The 15,239-nt window shown below is 38.9% G+C and carries 10 protein-coding genes; 6 read left to right on the plus strand and 4 right to left on the minus strand.

Annotated elements, in window-relative coordinates:
• Nucleotides 1-495: 495 nt before the first annotated feature.
• Entirely contained in the window at nucleotides 496-3,981 is a 3,486-nt protein-coding gene (locus FGD67_RS05050) for a PAS domain-containing hybrid sensor histidine kinase/response regulator (RefSeq protein WP_257173968.1), read from the minus strand.
• Between the two features lie 324 nt (nucleotides 3,982-4,305).
• Here FGD67_RS05050 and FGD67_RS05055 point away from each other — a divergent pair, with 324 nt between their 5' ends.
• Both FGD67_RS05055 and FGD67_RS05060 read left to right on the plus strand, forming a co-directional pair.
• Nucleotides 4,306-5,490, plus strand: coding sequence for an MFS transporter (locus FGD67_RS05055; protein ID WP_257173969.1), 1,185 nt, complete (start codon nucleotides 4,306-4,308; stop codon nucleotides 5,488-5,490).
• Between the two features lies 1 nt (nucleotide 5,491).
• Complete coding sequence (locus FGD67_RS05060) at nucleotides 5,492-6,490, plus strand: alpha/beta hydrolase (RefSeq protein ID WP_257173970.1); 999 nt, start codon at nucleotides 5,492-5,494, stop codon at nucleotides 6,488-6,490.
• 226 nt (nucleotides 6,491-6,716) lie between these two features.
• Here FGD67_RS05060 and FGD67_RS05065 read toward each other — a convergent pair whose 3' ends face one another.
• Together FGD67_RS05065 and FGD67_RS05070 are read right to left on the minus strand one after the other, a co-directional pair.
• Complete coding sequence (locus tag FGD67_RS05065) at nucleotides 6,717-7,499, minus strand: 3-hydroxybutyrate dehydrogenase (RefSeq protein ID WP_257173971.1); 783 nt, start codon at nucleotides 7,497-7,499, stop codon at nucleotides 6,717-6,719.
• Nucleotides 7,500-7,939: 440 nt separating this feature from the next.
• Nucleotides 7,940-8,656: an SIMPL domain-containing protein gene (locus FGD67_RS05070; RefSeq protein WP_257173972.1), complete on the minus strand. Its 717-nt coding sequence runs from the start codon at nucleotides 8,654-8,656 to the stop codon at nucleotides 7,940-7,942.
• 571 nt (nucleotides 8,657-9,227) lie between these two features.
• Between FGD67_RS05070 and FGD67_RS05075 the strand changes: the two genes are divergently transcribed.
• A complete protein-coding gene (locus tag FGD67_RS05075) occupies nucleotides 9,228-10,055 on the plus strand; it encodes a mechanosensitive ion channel family protein (protein ID WP_257173973.1) in 828 nt (275 codons plus the stop codon).
• Nucleotides 10,056-10,181: 126 nt separating this feature from the next.
• On the opposite strand, the gene FGD67_RS05080 is transcribed toward FGD67_RS05075, so the two are convergent.
• Nucleotides 10,182-10,550: a putative zinc-binding protein gene (locus tag FGD67_RS05080; RefSeq protein WP_257173974.1), complete on the minus strand. Its 369-nt coding sequence runs from the start codon at nucleotides 10,548-10,550 to the stop codon at nucleotides 10,182-10,184.
• 395 nt (nucleotides 10,551-10,945) lie between these two features.
• On the opposite strand from FGD67_RS05080, the gene FGD67_RS05085 reads away from it, so the two are divergent.
• From FGD67_RS05085 to FGD67_RS05095, 3 genes are all read left to right on the plus strand, one after another.
• Nucleotides 10,946-12,145, plus strand: a complete 1,200-nt coding sequence (locus FGD67_RS05085) for a serine hydrolase (RefSeq protein ID WP_257173975.1) — start codon at nucleotides 10,946-10,948, stop codon at nucleotides 12,143-12,145.
• A 240-nt stretch (nucleotides 12,146-12,385) separates the two neighbouring features.
• On the plus strand, nucleotides 12,386-14,560 hold the full coding sequence (locus FGD67_RS05090; RefSeq protein ID WP_257173976.1) for a marine proteobacterial sortase target protein: 2,175 nt from the start codon (nucleotides 12,386-12,388) through the stop codon (nucleotides 14,558-14,560).
• Entirely contained in the window at nucleotides 14,553-15,197 is a 645-nt protein-coding gene (locus tag FGD67_RS05095) for a class GN sortase (RefSeq protein WP_257173977.1), read from the plus strand. Before FGD67_RS05090 ends, FGD67_RS05095 begins: the two co-directional genes overlap by 8 nt.
• Nucleotides 15,198-15,239: the final 42 nt, after the last annotated feature.

Genomic DNA, 15,239 nt, shown 5'->3' on the forward strand with positions numbered 1-15,239 from the left:
ATGAATAATTGCTGAACAGCTGCAGCAAGTTTTGTTTTATTGGTTGTAATTATGTTCTTCATCTTCCCCACCTTGGTTTTTGAGTCTACTAATTATTCAAAGCTTTATCTGAGCCTTTGTTATTTTAAAATTAACGACACCATAAACTAACCAATATAACAATGAGCGTCAACAAAAAGATATAACCAAAACAACAAACAAAACAATACAAAACCCACTAACTGGCAATACACTTTGGTCAACCAATAGTGTTATCAATAACTTACAAGATAGATGGTCAGCTTTAATATTTTAAATAAATTTATCAACCTCTCGGTATTAACTTATGTTCGAGCGGTTACGCTGAAATGTCGGTCAGATAAGGCAAATAACCGGAGCTAAGAATGGTAGCGAAGTGAATTAGAAATGAAAGATACTGCTAAAGTTAAAAAAGTAGACTCAACTCATGACCAAAACATCATCATAGTTAATAATCGTTTTATTAAATGCCACTATTTAGATAAGTAATTGACGCATTATACGTTTAAGCGCCAATGATTTTACCGGTTTACGTAAAAACAAAAACTCAGCGTCACTGGTGTGCTGACGGACACTTTCTGAAGGATCAGCAGAACAAATTATCGCCGGCAGATGCCATTGCCTTGCTGTCATCATCCCTTGTACTAAATCAACGCCATTTTGACCATAATCGAGGTGATAATCAGCAATAATGATATTAGGAGCAACTTCACCATTAACCAATGCCTGTTGACAAGACTGTTGATCATGCGCCGTTAGCACACGGCAACCCCAATCGATTAGTTGTGATGCCATAGCGGTTAACATCAATTCATCATTATCGATCAATAATACCACAATATGGTTGAACGGGTTGTCGGCTGAAGTTTCAGTTAATGATTCTAAGGTTTTATTTGCTCGATGTTCATGACCAATTTTACTATTGGTTATAATCAATTCGCTGGCGCTAACGCGTGGTATCTCAATACTAAAACATGTGCCCTTACCTAACGCTGACTTAACCGTAATAGCTAAACCTAACAGTTTAGCCATACGCTCTGATATCGCTAAGCCTAAGCCAAGTCCCGGTATTTCACGATTTTGCTCTAAGCGTTCAAATTCACGAAAGATAGCTTTTTGTTGTGCAACAGCTATACCTGGACCGTTATCCCATACTTCAACGCGGATCATAGTTTTACTGCGCCGTATGCCGAGTAAAATTCGATTGCGAAGATGGGCTTTTTTACCTTGTTTATCATGACAATAATGTACTGCATTCGACAAAAAATTTTGTATTATCCGCCTAAGCATACGCTTATCAGAATGCACCACACATTGGCTTAATTGATATGAAAAGTCGATATTGGCTTGTTTTGCTAAGGCGGTAAATTCATTTTTAAGTGGGTTTAACAAATCATCAAGGGCAAATTGATTTTTTTCTATTTTTTCAGAGCTACTATCTAATCGAGAAATTTCGACTAAATCAGATAATAACGCTTCCACTACATTTAGTGAATCATCAATGTGTTCGGCTAGTACCGTTAGCTCTTCCCCTTGCACTTTCTTTTTTAACATCGAAGTAAACAACGACAATGCATTAAAAGGCTGCATTAAGTCATGACTTGCTGCGGCTAAAAATCGACTTTTACTGCTGTTGGCAGCTTCAGCTTCAGCTTTGGCTTTTTGTAACTCTTCAGTGCGACTTTCAACACGTTTTTCTAAGGTTTCATTGGCTTGTTGTAACGCTTTCTCTGCCTCGATATGCGCCGTAATATCCGAGAAAGTACTAACAAAACCACCACCAGGCATCGACTGTCCGCGAATTTCTAAGACGATACCAGTAGGCATTGTGCGCTGAAAATGATGACTATCACCATTTCTCATATGAGCAATGCGTTTGGCGATCATCTGCTCACTATTATAATGACCAGAAATAATACCGCGCGTGATATTATATTTTAGTAAGATATCAATTGGCAAACCCGCTTGCACAAAGCCTTCTGGGTAGTCTAATAACTGAATATAGCGTTGATTCCACGCCACCAATCTCATATCAGCATCAATCACACTGATGCCTTGTTCTATATTTTCTACTCCTGATTGCAGTAATTCGCGATTAAACCTAAACATTTGGTTAGCTTCATCAACGATACTCACCACATCTTCTAATGGCATTTTCTCTGCTCTAGAAGCAGCCTTCATCACCATACGTGTTGAAGCTGAGCCCAGTACACCCGAGAGCTGTAAGCGGGTGTATTCCACCAAATTTACTGGCTCAATATCGACATTAAGGTGATTAGACTTAGCAACTTTCATAAAGGCTTCAGCGGAATCTTTATCAATAAATCGCAGTAATAAACTGTAGAGATCTTCGGTACTGAGGTTACGCTCAAACTTACTCTGGCTTTGACTGATAAAAATCTCTGCTTGTAATTTTTCACCGACACTGCGATGCGTCAGTAGCGAAACAACAACAAAGCAAACGATGTTACTCATTAAACTATAAAATACGCCGTGACTGGTTAAATCAAGAAAGTTTAAGCCAAAAAGTGCCGTTGGTTTCAGCCAAGCGATAGCAAATAAGCCATTTTGTACCCAAGCTAAATTAGGCGCAATAATCGGTAATAACAAAGTAACAAACCAGACCAAACTGCCGACAATCAGTCCGGTTAATGCGCCTTTACCATTGGCTTTACGCCAATACAAGGCACCAATAATCGCGGGGGCAAATTGTGATAACAGCACAAAAGACAGTAAACCAATACTGGCGAGATGACTTTGCTGGTTTATGCTGCGCTCAAACGCAAAAGCAAATAACAAAATAGCGCTAATGGCCAAGCGGCGCTGTTTTAACAATAAGCCAGAAAACTGCGGTGCACCCGCCTTGGTGAATAATTTAAACTTCAATGTTAACGGCGTGATCACCTCAGTTGAGATCATAGTGCTGAGTACGATAGCCGAAACAATCACCATACTAGTAGCTGCTGCTAAACCGCCAATATAAACAATAATACCTAGCCAAGCCTGTTGAAAAAATAAAGGTAAAGTCAATACATAGGTATCCGCATCAACACTACCGCCAGGAAAAGTGATCAAACCTGCAATTGCGATCGGTAATACAAAAATGTTAATTAAAATAAAGTACAGCGGAAATAACCAACGAGCGGTTTTTAATTCTTGCGGATGATGATTTTCAATCATCATCATATGAAATTGCTGCGGAAGAACAAAAATAGTAATAGCACCGAGTATCGCTTGCGCTATCGCAAGATAGACCGAATTATTTTCGCTAAATAGCGCATGACTTTGTTGTTGTGATGCAAGATCAGCAAAACCATCAAAAACAAAAAATGTTGCAAACAAGCCAACAGTCGTTAACGCAAACAGTTTTACCACTGAGCTAAACGCTATGGCTAGGACTAAACCTTGATTTTGTTTACTGGCGGCAATTTGTCGGGTACCAAATAAAATACTAAAAACAATCAACACGACTGTAACAACAAATGCTGTACTAACACCCGATTGAAAGGTACCGGTGAGTAAATCGAAACTGGTACTAATAGCACGTAACTGCAAAGCGATATAAGGCACGGTGCCCACTAATGCGATCAAGGCAACTGTAATGGCTATTTTAGGCGAGCGGTCATAACGAAAAGCAATAAAATCTGCAATTGAGGTTAAATTTTGCCGTTTAATAATGTTTAACATTTTTAACAGCATTGGCCACGCCAGCACTAAACAAAGCATTGAGCCGATATAAATGGGCGCAAGCCATGCTCCTGTGGTTGCAGCTTGCCCAACGGTGCCATAAAAAGCCCAAGAAGTGCAGCTAACCGCTAGCGATAAGCTATAAACCCAAGGCTTACAGCGCCATTGTTCAGGTGATTGGTTTTGACCTTTGTAAGCCACTAGAAACAGTAAACAAAGATAACCAACAGAAATAATGGTAACCAACCACGTATCAATAGATAACCAAGCTAACAAATTTATTCCTCTATATATCCATGTCACTGCAAGATGCAGGGTTGAGCTTAAATTAGCAACATTTTTAGACCAGGTATTGATTGAGCTGAAATTAGCAACGTATTTAGGCAAGTATTGCTTGAATAGATCAGTGTATAAGGCCAATCAACATCTTTTCCTCAATTAGCCAGTAATTGCTACTTTGATGTAACTGCCATTAACGCTTTTATTGATTAGCATATCACGCTTACCTGTTAGTTGTAGTGCACTAAGGTAGTACTTATTTTCCAAATTCCCTAAGGTAGTCTAGCCATTCGTTGTTTATCAGCTTAAAAGTTATCATAGATGAAAATCACCAACAAATACTTAGTAGAAGCTATTGTTTTCTTTAGTTATGTTTTATTTGCCATGGCTTGGGTCGGTGGCACAGCTAGCATGCAAAGCATTATGCTTTCACTCGACATTCATAGCCTAGCCTCAGCAAGTTTTATTAGTGGTGCGGTCACCTTGGCTAAAATTTTCGGTACTTTTATTGCTGCCTGGATAGCAATAAAATTGGGCATTAAATATGCGTTTTTTCTTTCTAGCCTGTTAATCACTATTGGCCTGCTCACCCCTTATGCACCAAATTATGAATTACTGCTATTGAGTCGATTCCTCATGGGGCTAGGTGGTGCTTTTATGGTGGTGTATTTTAACCCTATCGTTTTACAGTTTTTTAAAGCTGAAGAACGCGCCACCATTAATGGTATTAATGCCGTCGCCTTTAATATTGGAACAGCGATAATTTTGTGGCAAATGCAAAGTATTAATCAGCTAACTGGCGGCTGGCAAAATAGCTTACTGCTATTCTCTATTTTCAGTTTTGTTATCGCCTTGCTTTGGCTGTTAGTTAAATTTGAGCAGCCATCGACGTCAACAAGTCAGCATAATGAAGCATCAGAAAATTATAGTTATAGCCAAGGCTTAAAAGATCGCTTCAACTGGATTTATGGCTTAGCTTACTCGGGTATTCTAGCGTTTTATATTTGCTTATTTACCTTCTATCCCAAAGCAGGCATTGTGCAAAGTAAATGGGTAATTGGCTTTGGTATTATCGGCACTATTTTTGGGATTATTTACAGTAAAAAAGTGCCAGCGCGCTTACCAGTTATTCGTTGGTCAGGCTTAGTCGTTATCGTCAGTACCGCAATTTTTTCTTTTAGTGAACTTTATTGGTTACAGACATTAGCAGCTATTACCTTGGGCTTTTTTATCTTTTTACCGGTCACTGCATTAGTGTCAATTCCGCATGAACTACCCAAAATGACTGCTGCCCGCATCACCATCATATTTAGCATGTTTTATTCTATTAGTTACATTATATCAACATTGATCCTTTGGGTATTCGGTACCTTAGTTGATATTCATCAAGGTGATTACACTTGGTCATTTATTTTAATCACCGCACTGAGTTCAACCTTATTTATCGGTAGTTATTTTTTGCCCGAAACGGCAAGAAAAACACACGCACAGCAAGAAAGGAGTTAGTATGCGAGGAAATGTATCAGAAAACTTAATGCCATTGCTCGAACAAGTTAATGTCGGACTTGAGCAAGCTAAGGCAAGTGGAGCGACATTTGAGCCCCAAGTTATTAGGCAAAACTTAGAAAACTTATCCGCATACATGTTGACTGGCCCAGAAGTAAGCCTAGTAAAGAGCAGCGTTTTAACGGTGCAAGATCATCAGCTTGCTGCTCGAATTTATCATCCTGAGCCTGATAAACAACTGCCTGTTTTACTGCACTTTCATGGTGGTGGTCATATGTGCGGTAGCATTGACTTATATGACCCTATCAGCCGAGAGCTTGCCATTGCCGCCCATGCCATTGTTATTTGCCTTGATTACCGTCTAGCACCTGAGCACCCTTATCCTTGTGGTTTGAATGATTGCCAATACTTGCTAGAAAACTACCCAATTTTACTAAAAGACTATCAACATAGTGAGCAACTATATATTGCTGGTGATAGCGCTGGTGGTGCCATTTGTACCAGCTTAGTCATGAACAATATTGATAACCCTAAGATTAATATTGATAAACAAATATTGCTCTATCCCAGTGTTGATTACACGATGAGCTGTCGTTCAATTATTGATAATGGTCAAGGGTTTCTATTAGAAGCAGATAAAGTACATTGGTATTTTCAACAATACTTTAATATCCAAGATTCCAGCTTTATCAATAGCAGTCTTGAAGCTATTAATAATTCGGAAAATTCGACAGTTACTCGCTTGCTAACAAGCGCATCTCCTTTATTCAGTAAGTTTACAGCTGATATGCCTAAAACCTTAGTGATCACCGCCGGCTGCGACCCTTTAAGAGATGAAGGTGCTTTGTATGCTGAAAAAGCCAAACAAGCAGGTGCAAGCGTTGAGCATTATCAATTTAACGAGTTGATCCATGCTTATATGCTGTTATCAAAATTGATACCTGAGCAGTATAAACGTACCTATGAAATCATTGATAAGTTCGTTAACACTGACCAGTAACAAGCGAGTTTTGATAGAAAAAATTTATACTGAAAGCTGAATGTACAAAAGGTTAACACAGAAAGGGCCGGTACGGAGAAAGTCAGAGCTAAAAGAATCGGTGCAGAAAGCAAGCTAAAATTAAACTGCCTTGCCGGTTAATCGACATACAAACTATTGATAAACTTCCTAATTGGGCTGCTCAACATTTAATGGCAGCCCGTTTTTTTTTACCCGCTATTACTGTTTATTGCGCGGTCCAAGCACCGTCCATAGGTAAGGCTGAGCCAGTAATGCTTCTAGCACTTTCACTACAAAGAAATAAAATAAACTCACCTATTTGCTCAGGCGCCATCATTTCTGGTAAAGGTTGTTTCGCGGTAACGAGTTGATATTTAGCTTGTTCAAAAGCGATATCTTGTTGCTTAGCAATCGCCGATATTTGATCATTAATCAACGGGGTATCAACCCATCCAGGACAAATAGCATTCACCGTAATACCCTGCTCTGCACACTCCAACGCTAGCACTTTGGTTAAACCAACTAAACCATGCTTGGCCGCACAATAAGCTGACTTGTTAACCGAGCCAACTAGCCCGTGCACTGAGGCAACATTAATAATTCTCCCCCAACCATTGCTTTTCATGTTGGGCAAGGCATATTGAATCGCATGAAAGGCAGCAGATAAGTTAATAGCAATAATGGCATTCCATTTATCTAATGGAAAATTTTCTGCACTTTCAGTGTGTTGTATACCGGCATTATTAATTAAAATATCAATGCTACCCATTTGCTCAATAGCGCGTTTAATCAAATGTTCAATACTGGCAACGTCGCTTAAATCGGCGTTATCAAATAAAACACCAATACCATATTGCGCTTTAAAGCTATCCGCTAATTCCTGCCCTTGAATAGCTGAGATTAATCCATGCAACACAAGGTTTATGCCTTGAGCAGCCAGAACATGCGCGGTGGCTAAACCAATACCACTTGTTGAGCCAGTAATTAAGGCAACTTTTTCGTTAAGCATAACGATTCCTTATTATAGTAATTTGTCTCTAAGGTTATCGTATTTACTTAAATCAATAATTGGCACCTTAGTACCATAACGTTGTTAATTTCTGACGACGAGCGACGACAATTTTCTTAACAAAACTGATAGGAATTACTATCAGGTAACTCTCCTGAGTTTGTGAACGTTTATCGAAAAGAGTTACCAACCAATATGACAAAAGACTCTGAACCTGTTAATGCTAAAAAAGGTCGATTAAGCGTTGGCTTTCTGAAGAGCTTATAACCGAAAAAGAATATGAATTAGAGAAACAAAAAGTTTTAGCTAAATAAATAATATTGCAAGTCGCTCAAGTTAACTTTGTTTCTCCTCCCAATAATAAAGCCCCCCCTAATTTAATTAAAAACAGGGTTCTTTCAGGCAAAGCAAAGCTGAAAGAGCCCGGTACTGATAAAACCTTATAATTCGAGATCAAAAACCACACTAATTGAGGCCGAAAATACAATGTTTTCTTGTAAATAACGTCCCTGCTTCGCCGAGCTATCAGCCATACGTGCACTTACGGCATAAAGCTCGTTATTAGCACCATATCTATGATGGCTTTGATTGGAATTAGCATTAATACTATAAATGCGCCCCAAGTCAGCACCAAAAGCGTTGGCTAGTGACTTACCTTTATTTTTAGCATTGTTAACTGCAAGTGCATTAACCTCAGCTTGCAATTTTTTTTCATCAGAAGATTTTAATTCGATATTACGAATGGCATCAATTTTCACGCTTAACGCAAAATCCATAAAGGCATTTAGCTTATCAATATTATTTAATGTTACCTTTAAGGTGCGACGAGCAATATAGCCTTCTATTTTGTCACGCTCTGCGCGGTTATAAGCGTAACGGATTTCGGTTGAGATATTTGATGCTGAAACATTGTCTTCATCTACGCCAAAATCATCAAGCCCATCAAGTAAGTTATTAACTCGTTGATCGACTTCCCTTTTCGCATCTAAACTTGTCGCTTGGTTACTCTCAACACTTAAGTGCACAACGGCAATATCGGGCATCGCCGTCATTTCTGCATTGCCGGTTACCGAAATATGACGGTTGCCTGGCAAACTGGTATTAGCGAAAGAACAAGTGGAAAATGTTAACAGCACAGCACAGGTAAATAATTTCATAATATATCCTATTAAAAAGCAATTTGTATCACAGATAAGCTCGACTAAAGCTTGTTGTCCGCAGCACTTATATGTCAGTTACGTTGATAAAAACGCTCAACTAAGCATTTAAATTAGCAGTAATTTCTCGGTAATTCAGCATTATTTTATGCAAGGATAAATGAACCTAAGCTGAACAGACAATACAGTTACAAGCATCATGCCAAACTCATTAAACTTTAAGCGTAATTTCATGATTATGCCAAGCGGCTTTATCGTCAAAATAAACACTAAACAGCCTAAGGTAAATAGCCCAAACGACTACCGTGGCAACGCTTGTTACATCTACAGCAACCAACTTACTGGCAACTCAGCGGCTAGCCACTTTTCATGTAACAACAAAGCGGTATAACAGAAGAACTTGATAATTAAATCAAACTTATCTCGATTTATCAGGTAAAATCATCTACCTTGCATATTTTGCTAAATATATCCCCATGACGTTTCAAAATGCAGAATTTAAGTTTGAAATAACATGGCAATAAACACCAACAAATAGAGTTACCGCTGTAATGACTTACCGAGCACAAACATGATGGAATCTTTTATAGAATCTCTTATTGAAAATAAGACCTTAGTCACCGCTTTATTAGCTATCGTTCTTATCACGGTTAAGTTAGTTATTACTCGCTTTATTAAACGTCGTGCCAAAAAGAAAAAAGTAGATAAACGCTTTACCGTTAATTTATTAAATAATATTTTCAATTTTGCACTTATTTTTATGGTATTCAATATTTGGTCAGTTGAGATCCAAAAGTTTGCCTTCTCAATTGCCGCCTTTGTGGTTGCTATAGTCTTAGCAACGCGAGAATTTATTCAATGTTTTATTGGCTTTATTTATGTGATTTCCAATCGACCATTTCGTATTGGTGACTGGATCCAAGTGGGTAATTATTGTGGTGAGGTCAACTCCATTGATTGGATCAACTTAACCTTACTTGAGGTAAATATCAGCAATTATCAATTTACTGGTAAAACACTATATATTCCTAATAATCAATTGGTTACTACACCAATCAAAAATTTAAACTTTCTTAAGCGCTATGCTGTTCACCATTTCACTATTACCCGAGATGGTAGTGTAAACCCCTTTGAGTTTATTGATGCGCTAAAAATGAAAGCCAACAACTACTGTGCTGACTTTAATGATGTTGCGGTAAGATATAACCAAGTAATAGAACATCGATTAGATATCAATATTGCCGGCCCTGAGCCACATATTGAAGTCGCAACATCAGATATTGGTGATACTCAGGTTATTTTCACTATTTTTTGTCCAACAGAGCGTGCGATGGAAATTGAAAATAAGCTTACCGCTGACTTTATGAACTTTTGGTTTAGCGCCAAAAGTCATAAATAATCAGCTCGCTTGATCAGGTCAGCAAAAAACAAATAAGTCATCTTGAAGCGCTAATCTAGAGATGACTATTTAGCTCTGAACACCTAGCCATGAACACTTAACTGTGAAATTTAGCCGTCGTTATCATTAATTAAGCCCAAGTTGAGCTAATTCTGTGTATATATGCTTCATGGCAATGCTGTTTTCTTGCAATGAGCAGTCGCTGGCACTACGCGCAATAAAACCAAGCTCTGAAATATTAAAATATGCTGCTATGTTCACCCCGGCTTGTTTAAGGCAGCGACTACTACAAGACTCTTCGCAGCCTTCAATTAAAATTACTGATCTATCTTGAATTTTTGTTTGAACTTGCTCTTGCGTTGCCGCCATAAGCCACGAAATACAAGACATTTCAGCAATACCGTCGCTATCAAGTGTTAATGCTATATCGTTTGCCATCGTTGCTAGATGAGAACAACCAGAACAAGCAAAAACTAACGGTTTTGTGTTTTTCATTTAAATTACCACTTCAGGTTTATCAATTTACTGGCTCCTGCTTATCAATATGGCAGGCTACAGTGCACGGAGCCTGTCATTCTATGGCACTAAAAAATAGCTGTTTTGATATGAATCAAAATTAGGTATATTTAAAGCGCACAGCCAACATTAAATTAACTTTCTTCATTGCTTATACCAAAGCTATTAAGTTTATTCTCTCTCAGCGCTTACCAACGGTTTGAGAACAACGATCATTTTTGTGAATATCGTTATTCTATAGAAAGGAAATTATCGGCGGTTATCGAATCGCAGGCAAGCTCTCCAAGGGTGATTTTAACAGTAAATTAACTTTTACTGTTTATTTGTCGCTTTACTCGCTAGAATTAGCGCGTTTTTTACAAATGGTTACCTGAATGATCTTTCGCCTTATCAGTTTTTTCTCTCTGTTGCTTTCAACATTAACTTGTCATGCCGTCGAGCTCGATAGCTTCAATAAAAAAATCTCTGCTAATTTTGCCCATGATTTAAAAAAATATAATATTCCGGGTGCTGCGTACGCGATTGTTAAAAACAATAAAGTGATTGCCATGGAAAGTTTTGGTTATACCGACATGACTAAAACTCAAAAAATTGATAATAATACCGTTTTTCGGCTCGCCTCGGTTTCCAAACCTTTTGCCGCCACGATCACCACCATGTTGGCACAAGAGCAGCAACTTAACTTATCAGATCCTATTACTAAGTATGTGCCAAATTTTGTTCTAGCAACTGCGGGCGCGGCTAATAAAATTCAATTAAAGCACCTGCTAAGTCATTCAAGTGGCTTAATGCCTAATGCCTATGACAATTTATTGCACGAAAATTGGAGTATGGATAAGATCATAAGTCGTTTTAACCGTGTTACCCCCATCTGCCAACCAGCAAAATGTTATGGTTATCAAAATATTGCTTACGGTTTTTTACAACCTGCGATTGAAGCTAGCCAAACCAAAAGCTACTCAACATTACTACACGACAGGATTTTTACACCGCTAGCAATGGATAATGCTTCGGTAGGCATTGAGGTATTTTTACAGCAAAAAAATACTGCTAAGCCCCATATCCTTAGAAAAAGAATAAAAACTGGTCAAAAAGATAAAGCTGGAAAAGATATTAAACGCTATATTTGGCGTACGGTAAAAGTTGAAGCTGACTATTATAAAGTTGCTCCTGCAGCAGGTGTAAACGCCAGCATAACGGATTTAACCAAGTGGTTAATTGCCAATTTAGGACATAACCCTGAGGTACTTTCTCCAAAACTGCTCAGTGAGTTAACGACCCCACGCATTAAAACTACAAAAGACTTACGTCGACGCTATTGGCGAGAGCATTTAACTGATGCGCATTACGGCTACGGTTGGCGTATATATCAATTCAATGGTCACCCTATTATTTATCATTCCGGCTGGGTTGCCGGTTTTCGGGCAGATATTGGCTATTCACCAGAGTTAGATATCGGTTTCACAGTGTTAATTAATGCTGAATCTAATGTCATCAACAAAATATCTAGCCAATTTTGGTCGCAAGCTCACCAGTTATTTGCAGCTGAGCAGGGGGTGATAGCCGCTCAATAATCCGCCTCTAGTTCACCTAGTACCTAGGTTAATTGTTTAACTGAGTGGCGATTGCACTAAAGTGCTCAGCGACAGTTTGATTCATTCATGATCGCTAAATCAAGTTTAATTAAACCTGCTCCATGCGCCTGTCATAATTTCGCCACTATTGCTCATAAAATTGCCTCTTTCTTACCGCTCTATACACCTTTTATTTTGTTGAAATATATCTAAGCCTATCAGCAAAATATTGGATATCAGATGTTTAAATCAAATAAAAAATTAGCACTAATCGACTACCAAGACTCATATTATTATCAGCAAAAACGTAAGAAACAACGAAGAAGATGGCTTAAGTTAATCGTCTTAGTCCTGCTTTTAAGCTTATTAATCGCTGTTATTGCACCTTTGGTACATGCCAACACAATTAATAATGAATTCAATAATCAAACACAGCGGATAAAAGATAACGATTTAATCCATGGACCACAGTTAGTCTTTAATCACCCTGATGAGTTACAAAACATTGCCCTGCCCTTGGATATAAGCGCTAATATTGCAGTTAATGGCCTCGTTGCCTATGCCCAAATAAAACAAGTATTTATTAACCCTTATAACCTTGAGTTAGAAGCAAAATACCAATTTCCATTACCTGAAGATGCGGCGATTAAGCACTTAAAAGTACAAGTTGGTGAGCAAGAGATTATTGGCCAAATAATGGAGAAACAAGCCGCGAAAGCTGTTTATAACAGCGCAAAAAAACAAGGTAAAAAAACCAGCTTAATGCAACAACAGCGTCCTAACTTGTTCACCAACAATATTGCCAATATTCCTGCGCAATCGACCGTTGTGGTTACTTTAGCGTTTATTATGCCGGTAACTTTTGTTGATAATAAACTAAGCCTAACCTTACCTTTAGCGATGACCACGCGTTATCACAGCAATAATGAGCAACAATTTCCAGCACAACTAGAAGCTGAGTTAATCGCGCCAATGGCGAAATCATTAGCAGACAGCCAAGCGTCAATCAACATTGAGCTCAACGCTGGTGCAAGCATTTCAACAATCAATAGTAATAGTCATAAAGTAAATACCAAAGTAATAACGCAAGACCAATCCTCATACTTGATCACACTCTCACATGAGCAAGCGTTAGCAAATAGAGACTTTACTCTGAACTGGCAATTGCGAGCGAGTCAACAGCCACAAATAAGCAGCTTTACCGAGCAGGTGAACGGCGAATACTTTACGTTACTGACTTTTTTTCCACCGCAACTTGATAGCTCTGCAACCTTAGCGCGTGACATTATTTTTATTATTGACACTTCAGGGTCAATGCAAGGTAAGTCAATGACACAAGCAAAAACCAGCCTTGAGCAAGCCATTTCACAATTGAACGAAAAAGACAGCTTTAACATTATTGCTTTTAACAACACAGTTGATTTGTTATTTCCTATAACCCATATGGCATCACAAGGTAATATTGGCCAAGCACAACAATTTATTAGTCGTTTACAAGCCGATGGTGGCACTGAAATGTATCGGCCACTAAGCCAAGCGCTCGTAATGGAAAAAGCACACCAACAAACCGCAAAAGCGATCCGCCAAGTGGTATTTATTACTGATGGTGCAGTGGCAAATGAATTTGAATTGATGCAGCTACTCGATGGTGCACAGCGGAATTTTCGACTCTTTACCGTGGGTATCGGCGCAGCCCCCAATGGCTATTTTATGAAAAAAGCCGCTCAATTTGGTCGTGGTAGTTATGTCTTTATTCAAAATAATGCCGATGTGCAAAGTCAAATGTCAGCATTAATGGCAAAAATTAGTCACCCTGCTATCAGTAATATTTCTTTAATGTTCGATAATCAAATTCATCAACAAGTCGAAGCTTATCCAAAAAAAATCACTGACTTATACCTTGGCGAACCGATGCAAATAACCCTGAAATCGAAACTCCCGATAACCAGTGTTCAAGTCATGGGAGAAACCGCTACGTTGCCTTGGTATCAGCAAGTCATTATTGATGACAGCCAATCAGCTCAAGGTATATCAACACTATGGGCTCGAGAAAAAATTGCAGACTTAGTCGACAGTTTAGTCACTGGCGCCAATAAAGAACACGTGAAGGCCGAGGTGATTGCAACATCGATTGCCCATCAAACATTGTCACCCTATACCAGCTTTATTGCCATAGAAAAGCCGGTAGAAAATACATTACTGACCGCCAGTAACCGTGCATCAAGCGCTAAACGTCAAGCAAACGCCTTAGCCAGAGCACATGAGAACTTAATGGTTGCTATGCCAAGAACCGCGCTAGGCTGGCATCAGCAATTACTCATTGGCGTGTTGTTAATGCTGCTTGCATCACTGCTTCTTAAGCTCAACAAGCGTAAGGCGAACGCAACGGCACAGACAGATAATCAACATGAATAACTCGGATAATATGGACAAAGATATAGGCAATAATGTTACAAGGAAACGTAGTACAACGTTAATGGCTATTGGCTTATTAATCATCGGCGCTTTATTGTCTATTCAAGCAAGTTGGTTGCCTGCTAAAGCTTGGTTGTCGCAACAATTAATACAGCGCAGCTGGCAACAATCTATGCTGGCGCAGGAAAACACCGCCAATGTTAATAACAAGCAAATAGCGATTAAGCCTTGGCCTTGGGCAGATACCTTCCCGATTGCGGAATTAGTATTTCAACGCTTAGATAAAAGTCTCGTGGTATTAAATGGCGGCGACCCAACAACGTTAGCTTTTTCTGCCGGTGCTATTGCGCCATTTAATCAAGCAAATAGCACGAAACCTTTTGTGGTTGCTGGGCACCGCGATAGTCATTTTTCATTTTTAAAGGAGGTTGCAATGAAAGATATTATCTCGTTAACTGATGCTCAAGGGCGCGACCAGCTATACCAAGTGGAACGTATCGATATTGTTGATGCAACATCAGGACAACTTCCGTTGCGAGCAGATGAATCAAACTTAGTGCTTATCACTTGTTACCCATTTGAAGGGCTAGGTAACGATGCTAGCGAGCGTTATGTGATCACCGCAAGCGCACTATAAAAAACGTTAGGAATAACGCTCATAATAACGGCAAGAATAACT

The sequence above is a fragment of the Colwellia sp. M166 genome (assembly GCF_024585285.1).
In the GTDB taxonomy this organism is placed as follows: Bacteria; Pseudomonadota; Gammaproteobacteria; order Enterobacterales; family Alteromonadaceae; genus Cognaticolwellia.